This window comes from Pseudomonas sp. SM4 (assembly GCF_051913165.1).
GTDB lineage: Bacteria > Pseudomonadota > Gammaproteobacteria > Pseudomonadales > Pseudomonadaceae > Aquipseudomonas.
Window position 1 is genome coordinate 148,105 of the sequence record NZ_JBODOE010000004.1, and the last position, 16,977, is coordinate 165,081.

Annotated in this window: 12 protein-coding genes and 1 pseudogene; 11 read left to right on the plus strand and 2 right to left on the minus strand. The window is 60.6% G+C overall.

Translation table 11 applies throughout. The features are described 5' to 3' along the window. Positions 1 to 34 precede the first annotated feature (34 nt). From hutH (ACQ4MY_RS09055) to ACQ4MY_RS09105, 11 genes are all read left to right on the plus strand, one after another. Positions 35 to 1,558, plus strand: a complete 1,524-nt coding sequence (gene hutH / locus ACQ4MY_RS09055; RefSeq protein WP_440094837.1) for a histidine ammonia-lyase — start codon at positions 35 to 37, stop codon at positions 1,556 to 1,558. A 116-nt stretch (positions 1,559 to 1,674) separates the two neighbouring features. Then, positions 1,675 to 3,207 carry a histidine ammonia-lyase gene (gene hutH, locus ACQ4MY_RS09060; protein WP_440094838.1) on the plus strand — a complete coding sequence of 511 codons (1,533 nt, stop codon included), beginning with the start codon at positions 1,675 to 1,677 and terminating at the stop codon, positions 3,205 to 3,207. 130 nt (positions 3,208 to 3,337) lie between these two features. Beyond that, positions 3,338 to 4,543, plus strand: coding sequence for an imidazolonepropionase (gene hutI, locus ACQ4MY_RS09065; protein WP_440094839.1), 1,206 nt, complete (start codon positions 3,338 to 3,340; stop codon positions 4,541 to 4,543). Positions 4,544 to 4,553: 10 nt separating this feature from the next. After that, positions 4,554 to 5,357 (plus strand): N-formylglutamate deformylase, encoded by an 804-nt coding sequence (gene hutG / locus ACQ4MY_RS09070; RefSeq protein WP_440094840.1) that lies wholly within the window; start codon positions 4,554 to 4,556, stop codon positions 5,355 to 5,357. A gap of 298 nt (positions 5,358 to 5,655) precedes the next feature. After that, a complete protein-coding gene (gene pip, locus ACQ4MY_RS09075; RefSeq protein ID WP_008080611.1) occupies positions 5,656 to 6,627 on the plus strand; it encodes a prolyl aminopeptidase in 972 nt (323 codons plus the stop codon). After that, positions 6,624 to 7,061 carry a D-aminoacyl-tRNA deacylase gene (gene dtd, locus ACQ4MY_RS09080; RefSeq protein WP_008080612.1) on the plus strand — a complete coding sequence of 146 codons (438 nt, stop codon included), beginning with the start codon at positions 6,624 to 6,626 and terminating at the stop codon, positions 7,059 to 7,061. Before pip ends, dtd begins: the two co-directional genes overlap by 4 nt. A 432-nt stretch (positions 7,062 to 7,493) precedes the next feature. Beyond that, positions 7,494 to 9,305, plus strand: a complete 1,812-nt coding sequence (locus ACQ4MY_RS09085) for a glucan biosynthesis protein G (protein ID WP_008080613.1) — start codon at positions 7,494 to 7,496, stop codon at positions 9,303 to 9,305. Next, positions 9,298 to 11,868: a glucans biosynthesis glucosyltransferase MdoH gene (gene mdoH / locus ACQ4MY_RS09090; protein ID WP_440094841.1), complete on the plus strand. Its 2,571-nt coding sequence runs from the start codon at positions 9,298 to 9,300 to the stop codon at positions 11,866 to 11,868. Before ACQ4MY_RS09085 ends, mdoH begins: the two co-directional genes overlap by 8 nt. 236 nt (positions 11,869 to 12,104) lie before the next feature. Beyond that, complete coding sequence (locus tag ACQ4MY_RS09095) at positions 12,105 to 12,902, plus strand: transporter substrate-binding domain-containing protein (protein ID WP_440094842.1); 798 nt, start codon at positions 12,105 to 12,107, stop codon at positions 12,900 to 12,902. A gap of 138 nt (positions 12,903 to 13,040) precedes the next feature. Next, positions 13,041 to 14,000 carry an amino acid ABC transporter permease gene (locus ACQ4MY_RS09100; protein ID WP_034152979.1) on the plus strand — a complete coding sequence of 320 codons (960 nt, stop codon included), beginning with the start codon at positions 13,041 to 13,043 and terminating at the stop codon, positions 13,998 to 14,000. Continuing rightward, positions 13,993 to 14,727, plus strand: a complete 735-nt coding sequence (locus tag ACQ4MY_RS09105) for an amino acid ABC transporter ATP-binding protein (protein ID WP_064117071.1) — start codon at positions 13,993 to 13,995, stop codon at positions 14,725 to 14,727. Before ACQ4MY_RS09100 ends, ACQ4MY_RS09105 begins: the two co-directional genes overlap by 8 nt. A 155-nt stretch (positions 14,728 to 14,882) precedes the next feature. Here ACQ4MY_RS09105 and ACQ4MY_RS09110 read toward each other — a convergent pair whose 3' ends face one another. Beyond that, positions 14,883 to 15,755, minus strand: a complete 873-nt coding sequence (locus ACQ4MY_RS09110; RefSeq protein ID WP_371262351.1) for a methyl-accepting chemotaxis protein — start codon at positions 15,753 to 15,755, stop codon at positions 14,883 to 14,885. Then, positions 15,738 to 16,892: pseudogene (locus tag ACQ4MY_RS09115) on the minus strand (methyl-accepting chemotaxis protein); the annotation flags it as partial. The gene ACQ4MY_RS09110 and the pseudogene ACQ4MY_RS09115, both read right to left, overlap by 18 nt. Positions 16,893 to 16,977 lie beyond the last annotated feature (85 nt).

Genomic DNA, 16,977 nt, shown 5'->3' on the forward strand with positions numbered 1-16,977 from the left:
TGAAGCTGCATCAATATTAAGGTTGAGGTTTTAGATGTCCCAGGCTGAAAAAATCGTTATCACCGGCAGCCCCTTGCGTTGGCAGGACGTGGTCGCCGTCGCCCGTCACGGCGCGCATCTCGAATTGTCGAGCGACACCTGGGCGCGCATCGAAAATGCGCAAGGCATCGTCCAGCGCATCGTCGAAAGCGGCGAGCGTGCCTATGGCGTCAACACCGGTCTGGGCGGTTTGTCCAACGTTTCCCTGAAAGACCAACAACTCAGCCAGCTCTCGCGCAACACCTTGCTCAGCCATGCCTGCGGCGTCGGCCCGGTACTCGCCGACGAGCAGACCCGCGCGATCATCTGCGCCGCCATTCACAACTACAGCCACGGCAAATCCGGCATTCATCGCCGCGTCGTCGAAGCGCTGCTGGCGCTGCTCAATCGTGGCATCACCCCGCAAGTGCCGTCGCAAGGCTCGGTCGGTTACCTGACGCACATGGCGCACATTGGCATCACGCTGCTCGGCGTCGGCAATGTCAGCTATCGCGGGCAGATTATTTGCGCACAACAAGCGTTGGCCGAGGAAGGCCTGCAACCGGTGCAGCTCGGCGCAAAAGACGGCTTGTGCCTGGTCAACGGCACGCCGTGCATGACCGGCCTCAGCTGTCTGGCGATTGCCGATGCCACGCGTCTGGTGCAATGGGCCGATGTCATCGGCGCAATGAGTTTTGAAGCCCAGCGCGGCCAGATCGACGCGTTCGACGCCGAGATCATCGCGTTGAAACCGCACCCGGGCATGCAGCAGGTCGGCATCAATCTGCGCGCATTGCTCGATGGCAGTGAAGTGATTGCGTCGAGCAAAGGCATTCGCACTCAGGATGCGCTGAGTATCCGCTCGATCCCGCAGGTACACGGTGCCGCGCGCGATCAACTCGATCATGCGATCAAACAGGTCGAAGCTGAACTCAATGGCTGCACCGATAACCCGCTGTTGCTGGGTACGCCGGACAACTTCCGGGTGATGTCGCAAGCCAACCCGCACGGCCAATCGGTGGCGATGGCGGCCGATTTGCTGGCGATTGCCATGGCCGAAATCGGCTCGATTGCCGAGCGTCGACTCGATCGTCTGGTCAACCCGCACGTCAGCGGTCTGCCGGCGTTTCTGGTGGCCAATCCGGGAGTGAACTCGGGGATGATGATCGTCCAGTACGTCGCCGCGTCGCTGTGTGCGGAAAACCGTCAATTGGCGCAACCGGCGGTGCTCGACAACTACATCACTTCGGGTCTGCAGGAAGACCACTTGAGCATGGGCACCAATGCCGCGCTCAAGCTGCATCGCGCGCTGGAAAACTGCACGCAGATCCTCGCCATCGAATACCTGCTGGCGGCGCAGGCGTTTGAATTCCTCAAGGAACAACGCTTCGGCGCGGGCACCGATGTCGCTTGGCGACTGCTGCGCGAAAAAGTCCCGGCCTACGATCAGGATCGCTGGCTGGCGCCGGATATCGCCGCCGCTGCGAGCGTGTTGAAAGCGCCGAATCTGCTGCACAACGTTTTACCGAATTTGCACTGAAAAATACCCACGCCAGCGTGCCAAGGCGCGACTCCCCAAAAGGCGAGACGCGACGGACAACGGACATCTCCGGAGCGTCTGGCGAGTTAATAACAAACTCTCAAAAGGAGCACAAAATGACTGCGCTGAACCTGATTCCCGGCCAACTGAGCCTGGCCCAACTGCGTGACGTCTACCAGAACCCGGTCAAGCTGACGCTCGACAACAGCGCCTCGGCGCAGATCGAAGCCAGCGTCGCTTGCGTTGAACAGATCCTCGCCGAGAACCGCACCGCCTACGGCATCAACACCGGTTTCGGCCTGCTGGCCTCGACGCGCATTGCCAGCGAAGACCTGGAAAACCTGCAGCGCTCGCTGGTGTTGTCCCACGCTGCCGGTGTTGGCGTGCCGATCAGCGATGAGCTGGTGCGTTTGATCATGGTGCTCAAGGTCAACAGCCTCAGCCGTGGCTTTTCCGGCATTCGCCGTGTGGTGATCGATGCGCTGATCGCGCTGATCAATGCCGAGGTCTATCCGCACATTCCGCTGAAAGGTTCGGTGGGCGCGTCAGGCGATCTGGCGCCGTTGGCGCATATGTCGCTGGTGCTGCTGGGCGAGGGCAAGGCGCGCTACAAGGGTGAGTGGATGGAGGCTGTTGAAGCGCTGAAAGTCGCCGGCCTGACGCCGCTGACTTTAGCGGCTAAAGAAGGTCTGGCGCTGCTCAACGGCACGCAGGTTTCCACCGCGTTTGCATTGCGTGGTCTGTTTGAAGGTGAAGACCTGTTTGCCGGTGCTTTGGCGCTGGGCGGCCTTACCGTTGAAGCTGTACTGGGTTCGCGCTCGCCGTTCGACGCACGCATTCACGCCGCGCGTGGCCAGAAAGGTCAGATCGACGCCGCTGCGGCTTACCGTGATCTGCTCGGTGAGCGTAGCGAAGTGTCCGATTCGCACCAGAACTGCGAGAAGGTGCAGGACCCTTACTCGCTGCGCTGCCAGCCGCAAGTCATGGGCGCTTGCCTGACCCAGTTCCGTCAGGCTGCTGAAGTGCTCGCGGTTGAAGCCAACGCCGTTTCTGATAACCCGCTGGTCTTCGCCGCTGAGGGCGACGTGATTTCCGGCGGTAACTTCCACGCCGAACCGGTGGCCATGGCTGCTGACAACATGGCGTTGGCCATCGCCGAAATCGGTTCGCTGAGCGAACGCCGCATCTCGCTGATGATGGACAAGCACATGTCGCAGCTGCCGCCGTTCCTGGTGGCCAATGGCGGGGTGAACTCCGGGTTCATGATCGCTCAGGTGACCGCTGCTGCTTTGGCCAGTGAGAACAAAGCGCTGTCCCATCCGCATTCGGTGGACAGTCTGCCGACTTCGGCCAACCAGGAAGACCACGTTTCCATGGCGCCTGCGGCCGGCAAACGTCTGTGGGAAATGGCCGAAAACACCCGCGGGATTCTCGCGGTGGAATGGCTGGCGGCGGTGCAGGGGCTGGATTTGCGTAACGGCCTGAAGACTTCGGCGAAGCTGGAGCAGGCGCGGGCGATTTTGCGCAAGGAAGTGCCGTTTTACGAGAAGGACCGCTTCTTTGCGCCGGACATCAATGCGGCGACTGAGCTGTTGGCTTCGCGCTGCCTGACCGATCTGGTTCCGGCGAAGCTTTTGCCTAGCCTTTAACCCACCCACTGATCGTTCCCACGCTCCGCGTGGGAATGCCTCAAGGGACGCTCCGCGTCCAGTGACGCGGAGCGTCACGGGCTGCATTCCCACGCAGAGCGTGGGAACGATCACAAGACGAGGATTTGGGATGAAAACCCTCTGGCAACACTGCCACGTCGCAACCATGGCGCAAGGCGTCTACTCGATCATCGAGGATGCGGCCATCGTGACGTCCGGTGCGCTCATCGAGTGGATCGGCCCGCGCAAGCAATTGCCGTCCGGCGAATACCCGGCGGTCAATGACCTGCAAGGCGCGTGGGTCACTCCCGGCCTGATCGACTGCCACACCCACACGGTGTTCGGTGGCAACCGCAGCGGTGAATTCGAAAAACGCCTGCAAGGCGTCAGCTATGCGGAGATCGCAGCGTCCGGCGGCGGCATCGCCAGCACCGTGCGCGCGACGCGCGAAGCCACTGAAGACGAGCTGTTCGCCAGCGCCGCCAAACGTCTGAAAAGCCTGATGCGCGACGGCGTGACCACGGTCGAAATGAAATCCGGCTACGGTCTCGATCTGGTCAACGAGCGCAAGATCCTCCGGGTCATCCGTCGTCTGCAGAAAGAGCTGCCGATCAGCGTACGCAGCACCTGTCTGGCCGCCCACGCGTTGCCGCCGGAATACAAGGATCGCGCCGACGAATACATCGAGCTGATCTGCAAGGAAATGCTGCCCGCACTGGCTGCCGAAGGCCTGGTCGATGCCGTGGATGCCTTCTGCGAATACCTGGCGTTCTCGCCGGAGCAAGTCGAGCGCGTGTTCATCGCCGCACAAAAACTCGGTTTGCCGGTGAAGCTGCACGCCGAGCAATTGTCGTCGCTGCACGGCTCCAGTCTTGCTGCGCGCTATAAGGCGTTGTCCGCCGATCATCTGGAGTTCATGGACGAGGCCGACGCCATCGCCATGGCTGCAGCCGACACCGTCGCAGTGCTGCTGCCGGGCGCGTTCTACTTTCTGCGCGAAACCCAGTTGCCGCCGATGGACGCCCTGCGCAAACACAAAGTGAAGATCGCCATCGCCAGTGACCTCAACCCCGGCACCTCGCCGGCGCTGTCGTTGCGGCTGATGTTGAACATGGCTTGCACCTGTTTCCGCATGACCCCGGAAGAAGCCTTGGCCGGCGCCACCATTCACGCCGCGCAAGCACTGGGCATGGCCGACACCCATGGTTCGCTGGAAGTCGGCAAGGTTGCGGATTTCGTCGCCTGGCACATCGATCGTCCGGCGGACCTGGCCTATTGGCTGGGTGGTGATCTGGACAAACGCGTCGTGCGTCACGGCGTCGAATCAAATCTGTAGGAGAGCGGTTGTGGATAAGGTTCTGAATTTCAAACAAGGCCGCGTGCCGTTGCTGATCAGCATGCCGCATGCGGGCCTGCGCTTGACCCCGGTGGTCGAGGCCGGATTGATCGCGGACGCGAAAAGCCTGCCGGACACCGACTGGCACATTCCGCAGCTGTACGATTTCGCTGAAGAACTGGGCGCCAGTACTTTGGCTGCCGAGTACTCGCGCTTCGTCATCGACCTCAATCGACCGTCCGACGATAAACCGCTGTACACCGGCGCCACTACCGGGCTGTACCCGGCGACGCTGTTCGATGGCATTGCGTTGTTCCGCGAAGGGCACGAACCTTCGAAAGAACAGCGTGCGACATATCTGGAGCAAATCTGGACGCCGTATCACCGCACCCTTCAGCAAGAGCTGGCACGGCTGAAGGCCGAGTTCGGTTATGCGCTGTTGTTCGATGCGCACTCGATTCGCTCGATCATTCCGCACCTGTTCGACGGCAAACTGCCGGATTTCAACCTTGGCACGTTCAACGGTGCCAGTTGCGATCCGCAACTCGCTACGCAACTGGAAGCCATCTGCGCGCGCCATGACGATTACAGCCACGTGCTCAACGGCCGCTTCAAGGGCGGCCACATCACCCGCCAATACGGCAACCCGGCCGAGAACATCCACGCGGTGCAGCTGGAGTTGTGCCAGAGCACCTACATGGAAGAGTTCGAACCGTTCCGCTATCGCCCCGACCTGGCCGAGCCAACGCGGGTGGTACTCAAGGAATTGCTGCAGCACTATCTGGCCTGGGGCGAAAAACACTACCGCGGCTGACTCACCCTGTAGGAGCTGCCGAAGGCTGCGATCTTTTGATCTTCTTGATCGTTCCCACGCTCTGCGTGGGAATGCCTCTTGGGACGCTCCGCGTCCAGTGATGCGGAGCATCACGGGCTGCATTCCCACGCGGAGCGTGGGAACGATCAAGATCGCAGCCTTCGGCAGCTCCTACAAAGGAGCGAGTTTTGATTCATGTCCTGAGCATGCTCATTGACGTAAATCGGGTTTATGATGCCCAACGGCAGAATAATAGATGTCCCCCCAGGGATGACCTCGATCCTTTACGGAGCGCGCAATGCAGACTTTGTTTCCGCAGATCAAACCTCACGCCCGGCACGATCTGGCTGTCGATGACACCCATACGCTGTATGTCGACGAAAGCGGTTCACCGGAGGGTTTGCCGGTTGTGTTCATCCACGGCGGCCCCGGCGCCGGTTGCGACGCACAAAGCCGTCGCTATTTCGATCCGAACCTCTATCGCATTGTCACCTTCGACCAGCGCGGTTGCGGGCGCTCCACGCCGCACGCCAGCCTGGAAAACAACACCACCTGGGATTTGGTCGCCGACCTTGAGCGCATCCGCAAACACCTGGGCATCGACAAATGGGTGCTGTTCGGCGGTTCGTGGGGTTCGACCCTGGCGCTGGCCTACGCGCAAACCCACCCTGAGCGTGTCCACGGTCTGATTCTTCGTGGGATCTTTCTCTGCCGTCCGCAGGAAATCGAGTGGTTCTATCAGGCTGGCGCCAGCCGTCTGTTCCCCGATTACTGGCAGGACTACATCGCACCGATTCCGCTGGACGAGCGCGACGACCTGCTCAGCGCTTTCCACAAACGCCTGACCGGCAACGACCAGATCGCGCAGATGCACGCGGCCAAAGCCTGGTCGACGTGGGAAGGGCGCACCGCAACACTGCGACCGAACCCGCTGGTGGTCGATCGCTTCTCCGAGCCGCAACGCGCGCTGTCGATTGCGCGGATCGAGTGCCACTACTTCACCAATAATGCTTTCCTGGAGCCGAACCAGCTGATTCGTGACATGGGCAAGATCGCCCATCTGCCGGGCGTGATCATTCACGGTCGTTATGACGTGATCTGCCCGCTCGACAATGCCTGGGAATTGCATCAAGCGTGGCCGAACAGCGAACTGCAGGTGATCCGCGATGCCGGCCACGCCGCTTCCGAACCGGGCATCACCGATGCACTGGTGCGTGCGGCGGGCAACATGGCCCGGCGTCTGCTCGACCTGCCGCCCGAAGAAGCATGAAGGGGCTTTTACAGCGCGTTCGCGGTGCGCGTGTTGAAGTCGCGGGTGAGGTAGTCGGGGCGGTCGATCAAGGTTTGCTGGTGCTGGTGGCGGTAGAACCCGACGACACGCGTGCCAGCGCCGACAAACTTCTGCATAAGCTGCTTAACTATCGGGTATTCAGCGACGCCGAGGGCAAGATGAATCTGTCCCTCGCCGATGTTGGTGGCGGGTTGCTGCTGGTCTCTCAGTTCACCCTGGCTGCCGACACCAAAAGCGGGTTGCGACCGAGTTTCTCGAGCGCCGCCCCTCCGGCGCTGGGCGAGGAATTATTCGACTATCTATTAAGCCAAGCGAAACAGGTGCATGGCACTGTGGCATCAGGTAGATTCGGCGCGGATATGCAGGTGCACCTGGTCAATGATGGACCGGTAACCTTCCTGTTACAGACTTGAAAGCGCTTGAAACATCTTTTTAAGGGCATTTCGACTGAAAACAGGCATTTTTCGCGATAAATACTTTGTTACCCCTGATGCGTTGTCATGCGGGCTACTAGATAATCGCGCGCTACGGGGATCAGCGTTCGTTGGTCCATTTTGACTTAGGTAGAGACTTGTCCGGATCCGATTGGGGAATCATTTTGCCCCAGCGGAGTCGGAACAATGCTCGCCAACCTGGTATGAGCGGTCTGTACGGCCATTTTTGCCAGCATTATTTCGAGGGCCAGGGAGTCAGAGACAAGGCGCTGCGACGACTCATAGCTTGCTATGGGGAGGAGCAGCAACGCAGTATCTGACTCCCTGGAACCGAAATAAGCTGACAAAAATGGCCACACAGACGGCTTGCTGGCCGTTGGTTTTTTGATCTGTTTTCGGCGAGGGTTGCTCGTGATTGTTAGTCCCTGTAATGCAGCAAAATTGTCTGCCAAACGCGTGCGAAGTGCTCTGGTAGCGGGCTCGGCGCTCCTGTGCCTGCTCAGCGCCGGCCAGCTTTGGGCGTTCAATCTTGACGATGTATCGGCGAAAGCTAAAGAACTGGCCGGGCAGAAGTTCGAAGCCCCGCGCAGCAATCTGCCGAACGAGTTCCGCGACATGAAGTTCGCGGACTATCAGAAAATCCGCTTCCTCACCGAAAAGGCTGAGTGGGCTGATCAGAAGACCCCGTTCAAACTTTCCTTCTATCACCAGGGTATGCACTTCGATACGCCGGTGAAAATCAACGAAATCACCGCGAACACCGTCGAAGAGATCAAATACGATCCGACACGCTTCGATTTCGGCGACCTGAAATTCGATCCGAAAGCCACCGAACAACTGGGTTATGCCGGTTTCCGTGTGCTGTACCCGATCAACAAGGCCGACAAGCAAGACGAAATCATGACCATGCTCGGCGCGAGTTACTTCCGCGTTGTCGGCAAGGGCCACACCTACGGCCTCTCGGCGCGTGGTCTGGCGATTGATACCGCGCTGCCGTCGGGCGAAGAATTCCCGCGTTTCCGCGAGTTCTGGATTCAACAGCCGAAGCCGGGCGACAAGCATCTGGTGATCTTCGCGTTGCTCGATTCGCCGCGCGCCACCGGTGCCTACCGCCTGATCCTGCGTCCGGGCAGCGACACCATTGTCGACGTCAAGGCGCAGATGTTCCTGCGTGACAAGGTTGGCAAACTGGGCATCGCGCCGCTGACCAGCATGTTCCTGTTCGGCGCCAACCAGCCGTCGAAAGTCCTCAACTACCGTCGTGAACTGCACGACTCCAGCGGTCTGTCGATCCATGCCGGCAATGGCGAGTGGATCTGGCGCCCGTTGAACAACCCGAAACACCTGGCCGTGAGCAACTTCAGCATCGAGAACCCGCGTGGTTTCGGTCTGCTGCAACGTGGCCGCGACTTCAGCCACTACGAAGACCTCGACGATCGCTACGACAAGCGCCCAAGCGCCTGGATCGAGCCGAAGGGCGAGTGGGGCAAGGGCACCGTTGATCTGGTAGAGATTCCGACCGCTGACGAAACCAACGACAACATCGTTGCGTTCTGGAGCCCGGAAAAAATGCCGGAGCCGGGCCAGCCACTGGACTTCGCTTACCGCATGCACTGGACCATGGACGAAGCGGCGATTCATGCGCCGGACAGCGCCTGGGTTTCGCAGACTCTGCGTTCGACCGGTGACGTCAAGCAATCGAACCTGATCCGTCAGCCGGACGGCAGCGTTGCGTATCTGGTCGACTTCGAAGGTCCATCGCTGGCCGCGCTGACCCCGGATGCCGACGTGCGCAGTCAGGTCAGTGTTGGCGACAACGCCGAACTGGTCGAAAACAGCGTGCGCTACAACCCGGAAACCAAAGGCTGGCGCTTGACCCTGCGGATGAAAATCAAGGACGCGAGCAAGTCGACCGAGATGCGTGCCGCCCTGGTTCAGCCAGTCGTGACTGCTGATCTGGCGAAATCGGTGCCGGCGTCCAACTCGTCCGTCGCCAAGGCCGACAAGGTTGCCGCCAAGCAACAAGAGAAACTCGACAAGGAAGCCAAGGCTGCCGAGGCCAAACAGGCCGACGCCAAGCCAGCTGCAGATGCCAAGGACAAGGCCAACAAAGACGCCAAGCAGCCAGTTGCTGCCGACGCGGCCCCAGCCACACCGGAATCGGCACCGACTGAAGAAGTCCTGACCGAGACCTGGAGCTATCAGTTGCCTGCCGATGAGTAACTCTCAAGTACAGCCAGAGACTCTTTCCGAGTATCTGGCGCATCTGCCGATGACCGACGAGCAGCGCGCGGAACTCGCGGGCTGCCAGTCGTTCAGCGAGCTGCATGAACGCCTGTCGTCTTCAACCTTCGACGCACCTGCCGAGGCCGCCCAGGCTTCGGTGGGCAAGCGCCTGGTCCTGAGCACTGCCGAACAGCTGGAAGAAGCGGAGATGCTGGTGCTCGACGCCAGCGGTCGCGTCAGCCTGAAGGCGACGCCGCCGATCCGCCGCACCAAGGTGGTACCGGAGCCGTGGCGCACCAATATTCTGGTGCGTGGCTGGCGCCGCATGACCGGTCGCACCAACCCGCCACAGCCGCCGAAGGACGAAAACGTTCTGCCGGCCGCGCGCTGGCGTACCGTCGGTTCGATTCGCCGCTACATTCTGCTGGTGCTGATGCTCGGCCAGACCATCGTCGCTGGCTGGTACATGAAAGGCATCATGCCGTACCAGGGCTGGTCGTTCGTCGATCTCGACGAAGTCCTGCACCAGCCGCTGCTGCAAACCGCCACGCAAGTGCTGCCGTATGCGCTGCAAACCAGCATCCTGATTCTGTTCGGGATTCTGTTCTGCTGGGTGTCGGCCGGTTTCTGGACGGCGCTGATGGGCTTCCTCGAGTTGCTCACCGGTCACGATAAATACCGTATCTCCGGCAAAAGTGCGGGCAACGAGCCGATTGCCAAAGACGCGCGTACCGCGTTGGTGATGCCGATCTGCAACGAGGACGTACCGCGTGTTTTCGCCGGTCTGCGCGCTACGTTCGAATCGGTCGCTGCCACCGGTGATCTGGATCGCTTCGACTTCTTCGTCCTCAGCGACAGTAATGACACCGACATCTGTGTCGCCGAGCAACAGGCCTGGCTGGACGTCTGCCGTGAAGCCAAAGGTTTCGGCAAAATCTTCTATCGCCGCCGCCGCCGTCGGGTAAAACGCAAGAGCGGTAACCTCGACGACTTCTGCCGTCGTTGGGGCGGTGACTATAAGTACATGGTCGTGCTCGACGCTGACTCGGTGATGAGCGGCGAGTGCCTGACCAGTCTGGTGCGCTTGATGGAAGCCACGCCGGATGCCGGGATCATCCAGACCGCGCCGCGTGCGTCGGGCATGGACACCCTGTATGCGCGCATGCAGCAGTTCGCGACCCGCGTGTACGGCCCGCTGTTTACTGCCGGTCTGCACTTCTGGCAGTTGGGTGAATCCCACTACTGGGGTCACAACGCGATCATCCGCATGAAGCCGTTTATCGACCACTGCGCCCTGGCGCCGTTGCCAGGTAAAGGGGCGTTCTCCGGTGCGATCCTGTCTCACGACTTCGTTGAAGCCGCGCTGATGCGCCGTGCCGGTTGGGGCGTGTGGATTGCCTACGATTTGCCGGGCAGCTACGAAGAACTGCCGCCGAACCTGCTCGACGAACTCAAGCGTGACCGTCGCTGGTGCCACGGCAACCTGATGAACTTCCGTCTGTTCCTGGTCAAAGGCATGCACCCGGTGCACCGCGCGGTGTTCCTCACCGGCGTGATGTCGTACCTGTCGGCGCCGTTGTGGTTCTTCTTCCTCGTGTTGTCGACCGCGCTGTTGGCGGTGAACACGCTGATGGAGCCGCAGTACTTCCTTGAACCGCGTCAGCTCTATCCGCTGTGGCCACAATGGCACCCGGACAAGGCGATCGCGCTGTTCTCGACGACCATCGTGCTGCTGTTCCTGCCGAAACTGTTGAGCATCATCCTGATCTGGGCCAAGGGCGCGAAAGAGTTCGGCGGCAAGTTCAAGGTGACCCTGTCGATGCTGCTGGAGATGTTGTTCTCCATGCTGCTGGCGCCGGTGCGGATGATTTTCCACACGCGTTTCGTGCTGGCCGCGTTCCTCGGCTGGGCTGCGACCTGGAACTCGCCGCAACGTGACGACGACTCGACGCCTTGGAGCGAAGCGGTCAAACGCCACGGCCCGCAAACTTTGCTGGGTTTCTGCTGGGCGCTGCTGGTGATCTGGCTGAACCCGAGCTTCCTCTGGTGGCTGGTGCCGATCGTCGGTTCGCTGATGCTGTCGATCCCGGTGTCGGTGATCTCCAGCCGTGTCGGCCTGGGCCTGAAATCCCGTGACGAGAGCCTGTTCCTCATCCCTGAGGAATACAATCCGCCACAGGCGCTGCTGGCGACCGATCAGTACACCCACGAAAATCGTTACCACGCTCTAAACGACGGCTTCGTCCGCGCGGTGGTCGATCCGCAGCAGAACGCTTTGGCGTGCTCGCTGGCGACCTCGCGTCACGGTCAGGCCGAGCCGATCGAGTGGCTGCGTCAGGAGCGTGTGCGTCACGCGATCAAGGTCGGCCCGGCCGGGCTGAACAACCATGATCGTCTGCAACTGCTGAGCGACCCTGTTGCCCTGGCCCGTTTGCATGAGCAGGTCTGGGCGGAAGGTCACGCCGAGTGGCTGGATGCCTGGCGCGCTTCGGTGAAAGCCGATCCGCATGCGCCGTTGCTGCCGTTGCAACCGGTGAGTCTGCAGGCGCAACCGGCCTGATAAAAAGATCGCAGCCTTCGGCAGCTCCTACAGGATTATGTGAACACCTGTAGGAGCTGCCGGAGGCTGCGATCTTTTGCTTTTCAATCCCTCCCCGTAACAACAATTCCCGGCAAAAAACCTTGTGCAAACGGACGAGTGCGTTAGCATCCGTCCCCGAATTGGCGCACCCGGGCTTTTTTGCCCGTCTCTGTTGGTTTTCGCGCCGCAAACGCAATGGTTTTGGGGACTTGAAGATGAAGAAGTATCTGTCGATGCTGCTGGTCGGCGTCACGGCACTGGTTGCAGTCAATGCGGCCCAGGCTGGCGCAATCGATGACGCGGTCAAGCGTGGCACGTTGAAAGTCGGTATGGATCCGACCTATATGCCATTCGAAATGACCAACAAGCGCGGCGAAATCATCGGCTTCGAAGTCGACATCCTCAAAGCCATGTCCAAGGCCATGGGCGTCAAACTGGAGCTGGTTTCCACCGGTTACGACGGCATCATCCCGGCGCTGATGACTGACAAATTCGACATGATCGGCAGCGGCATGACCCTGACTCAGGAGCGCAACCTGCGCCTGAACTTCAGCGAACCATTCATCGTTGTCGGCCAGACCTTGCTGATCCGCAAAGAGCTGGAAGGCACCATCAAGTCCTACAAAGACCTGAACACCGCGGACTACCGCATCACCTCCAAGCTCGGTACCACCGGTGAAATGGTTGCCAAGAAGCTGATCTCCAAAGCCAAGTACCACGGCTACGACAACGAGCAGGAAGCCGTGCTCGATGTGGTCAACGGCAAGGCTGACGCCTTCATCTACGACGCGCCGTACAACGTTGTTGCGGTGACCAAGGTCGGCGCCGGCAAACTGGTGTTCCTCGAAAAGCCGTTCACCTACGAGCCATTGGCGTTTGGTCTGAAGAAGGGCGATTACGACAGCATCAACTTCATCAACAACTTCCTGCACCAGATCCACGAAGACGGCACCTACGATCGCATCCATGACAAGTGGTTCAAGAGCACCGAGTGGCTCAAGGACATGGAATAACGTGCATCTGCTGATCGTTCCCACGCTCTGCGTGGGAACGCATCCTGTGACGCTCCGCGTCACGATCAGGCAGGGACGCAGAGCGTCCCGAGCGGCATTCCCACGCAGAGCGTGGGAACGATCATCCGAGAACCTGCAATGAAACAGAAAAAAGCCCAATGGCCCTGGCACGTCCTCACCGTGCTGGTGCTGGTCGGCCTCGCCGGCGCGTTGTATTACGCGACGTCGCTGATGTCCTACGAATGGCGCTGGAACCGCGTGCCGCAGTACTTCGCCTATCAGGCTGAAGAAACCCAGCGTGCCACGGACATTTCCACCGTCACTGAACTCGTGCGCAAGGGCAGCAGCGCGCAAGTCACCCTGCGCAACGACGCCGGTGACGAGCAGCACCTGACTGTCGACGAGAACAGCCTGCAATTCGCTCAGGGCGACGATGTGGCCGAAGGCGACGTCGTGGGTGTCACTCGCCATTGGGCGGCAGGGCCGCTGTTGTGGGGCCTGTGGACGACGCTTTGGTTGTCGGTGGTGTCGGGGATTCTGGGATTGCTGATCGGCCTGGTCACCGGCCTGTGCCGTCTGTCCAACAACCCGACCTTGCGCGACCTCTCGACCATCTACGTCGAACTGGTACGCGGCACGCCGCTGTTGGTGCAGATTTTCATTTTCTACTTCTTCATCGGCACGGTGATGAACCTGTCCCGCGAATTCGCCGGGATCGCTGCGCTGTCGCTGTTCACCGGTGCCTACGTGGCTGAGATCATCCGTTCCGGCGTGCAGTCGATTGCCCGTGGCCAGAACGAAGCGGCACGTTCGCTCGGTCTGAGTGCCGGCCAGTCGATGCGCCACGTGGTGCTGCCGCAAGCGCTGAAACGCGTGCTGCCGCCGCTGGCCGGGCAGTTCATCAGTCTGGTCAAGGACACCTCGCTGGTGTCGGTGATCGCCATCACCGAACTGCTGAAAAGTGGCCGTGAAGTCATCACCACCTCGTTCTCGCCGTTCGAAATTCTGTTCTGCGTCGCCGGCCTGTACCTGTTGATCAACCTGCCGCTGTCGAAAATCGCCAGCCGGCTTGAGCGGAGGCTCGCGCAAAGTGATTGAAGTCCGCGAACTGGTAAAAGTCTTCGACACCCGTGGCCAAGTGGTGCGCGCGGTGGATAACGTCAGCACCACGGTGGCCAAGGGCGAAGTGCTGGTGGTGATCGGCCCGTCGGGGTCCGGCAAGTCGACCTTCTTGCGTTGCCTCAATGGCCTGGAGGAGTTCGACTCCGGCTCGGTGAGCATCGACGGCCTGCAACTGGCTGACCCGAAAACCGACGTCAACGCCTACCGCCGCGAAGTCGGCATGGTCTTTCAGCATTTCAACCTGTTTCCGCACATGACCGTGCTGGAAAACCTCTGTCTGGCGCAGAAAGTCGTGCGCAAGCGCGGTAAGAAAGAGCGCGAGGCCAAGGCGATGGAGTTGCTGCAGAAAGTCGGTATTGCACAGAAGGCCAACGAGTTTCCGTCACGCCTGTCGGGCGGTCAGCAACAGCGCGTGGCAATTGCCCGGGCGCTGGCGATGGAGCCGAAGGTGATGTTGTTTGACGAGCCGACCTCGGCGCTCGACCCGGAAATGGTCGGTGAGGTGCTGGACGTGATGAAGAACCTGGCCGTGGAAGGCATGACCATGGTCTGCGTCACGCACGAGATGGGTTTTGCTCGGGAAGTGGCGGATCGCGTGTTGTTTTTCGATCACGGCAAATTGCTCGAAGATGCCGCGCCGGCAGAGTTCTTCGATGCACCGAAGGACCCGAGGGCTCAGGCCTTCCTGCGCCAGGTTCTGTAACTGCGGCGTCCTCTCGGACGCCATCGCTGGCAAGCCAGCTCCCACAGGGTTTGTAGTCGATCACAAAGTTTGTGTTCAGCTAATTCACTGTGGGAGCTGGCTTGCCAGCGATAGCATCACCCCGGTTCCAAGCGAACCGAGGTGGATGAATCACCTCAAACCTTGAATCGCCCCACCAGCATCTGCAAGTGCGTCCCCAACCGCGCCAGCTCAACGCTGGACGCCGCCGTCTCTTCACTCGCCGCCGACGTCTGATCCGACACGTCCCGCACATTCAGCACGCTACGGTTGATCTCTTCCGCCACCGCGCTCTGCTGCTCGGCCGCCGCGGCAATCTGCTGGTTCATCGCCTGAATCGCCGACACGGTGCGCGTGATGCTCTCCAGCGAACCACCGGCGCGACGGGTCAGCTCGACGCTGCTGTCAGTCAGGGTGCGGCTGTTGTCCATGATCGTTGCGACTTGCTGAGTGCCGTTCTGTAAGCCGACGATCAGCTCTTCGATCTCTTCGGTGGACTTCTGCGTGCGCTGGGCGAGGCTGCGCACTTCGTCGGCGACCACGGCGAAACCACGCCCGGCTTCACCGGCACGCGCCGCTTCGATGGCCGCGTTGAGGGCCAGCAGGTTGGTTTGCTGGGCCACGGATTTGATCACGTCGAGGACGCTGCCGATCTTGTCGCTTTCGCGCTTGAGCTCGCCCATGGCTTCGGTGGAGTGACCGACTTCAACGGCCAGACGCTCGATCTGCGCGATGGCTTCGCCGACGACTTTGTCGCCTTCACGGGCCTGTTGGTCGGCAGCCACGGCCGCTTCGGAGGCTTCCTCGGCGTTGCGCGCGACTTCCTGCACGGTGGCAGCCATTTCGTTCATGGCGGTGGCGACCTGATCGGTCTCGATTTTCTGATTGTTGACCCCGGCGCTGGTCTGCTCGGTCACGGCCGAGAGTTCCTCAGCAGCGCTGGCGATCTGGGTGACGCCATCGCTGATGCCGCCGATCAACTCGCGCAGGCCTTGGGTCATGCTCTGCATCGAGCGTTGCAACTGCCCGAGTTCGTCGCGGCGCAGGGAGATAAGGTTGTGGGTCAGGTCGCCAGCGGCCACGCGCTCGGCGACTTTCAGGGTCTGGTGCAGCGGGATGATGATCTGGCGAGTGATTGCCCACGCAGCGAGCAGGCCGAACGCTAGGGCTAGCGCAGTGGCAATCAGCAGCATGTTTTTGGCGTGGGCGGCGTCGGTGTCGCGCACGATGGTCTGCGAGGCGGTGAGCTTCTTGCTGAGGTCGATCAGGATGTCGCCTTGCGCTGACATTCGCGCGAGGGACTTGGCGTTGGTGACCTGGGAGTCGCGGAACTGAGCGACCGCCGCGCGATAGGCCTTGATCGAGTCAGTGGCCTGTTGCAGGTTGGCGATGTGCTGTTCCGGCAGTTTCGCCGGCAGGCTCTCGAGGTTTTTCAGAGCGCTGTCGATGGCGTCCAGCGCCGGTTGCTCGGCTTCAGCCTTGCCGCTGTAGGTGTAGCCGCGAACCTGATAACGCGCCTGTTGCAGCAGTTTGCTCAGCTCGATCACGCTGTTGAATTGCGCGACGCTGTCGCCCTGCAGCAGGGATTTTTCCACTTCGGCGACCTTGGCCACGGCGTTGTCGGCACTGGCGCCGAGCTTGCTGCGCGCGTCTTCACGTTGCACGGTGGCCTGGGCCATGTCGGCAAAAGCGCGTTTGTACTCGGCGACGGCGGCCAGTTGCTGATCAACCATGGCGGCATCGGACGGTTGTTCGATCAGGCTGCGGGCGGTTTGCAGACCGCTGTCGAGTTTATTCAGCAACTCGTTGACCGCGCCAGGGCCTTGTTCGCCACGGCGGGTGTCATATTCGAACCGCGCAATGCGCAAGTCCTTGGTCAGCTCATTGAGGCTGGAGATGAACCCCAGTTTGTCACCGCGGCTGATGATGCCGTTCATGCCGGTCCAGCCGGTGAAGGTGATCAACAGCGTCAGCAACAGCACCAGGCCGAAACCAATACCCAGCTTGCGTTTGACGCTGACGTTTCCAAGATTCTCGGCTAACCAACGGTACATGCGACCACTCCCCGACCCACTAATTGGACTTATGGGGAGGGTATCGGCCGAGTGATGGCAATCTGTAACACCATTTATCCGAGGCGCCGCCATCCTGTAGGAGCTGTCGAGTGAAACGAGGCTGCGATCTTTTGATCTTGCTTCTAAAAAACAACATCAAAAGATCGCAGCCTTCGGC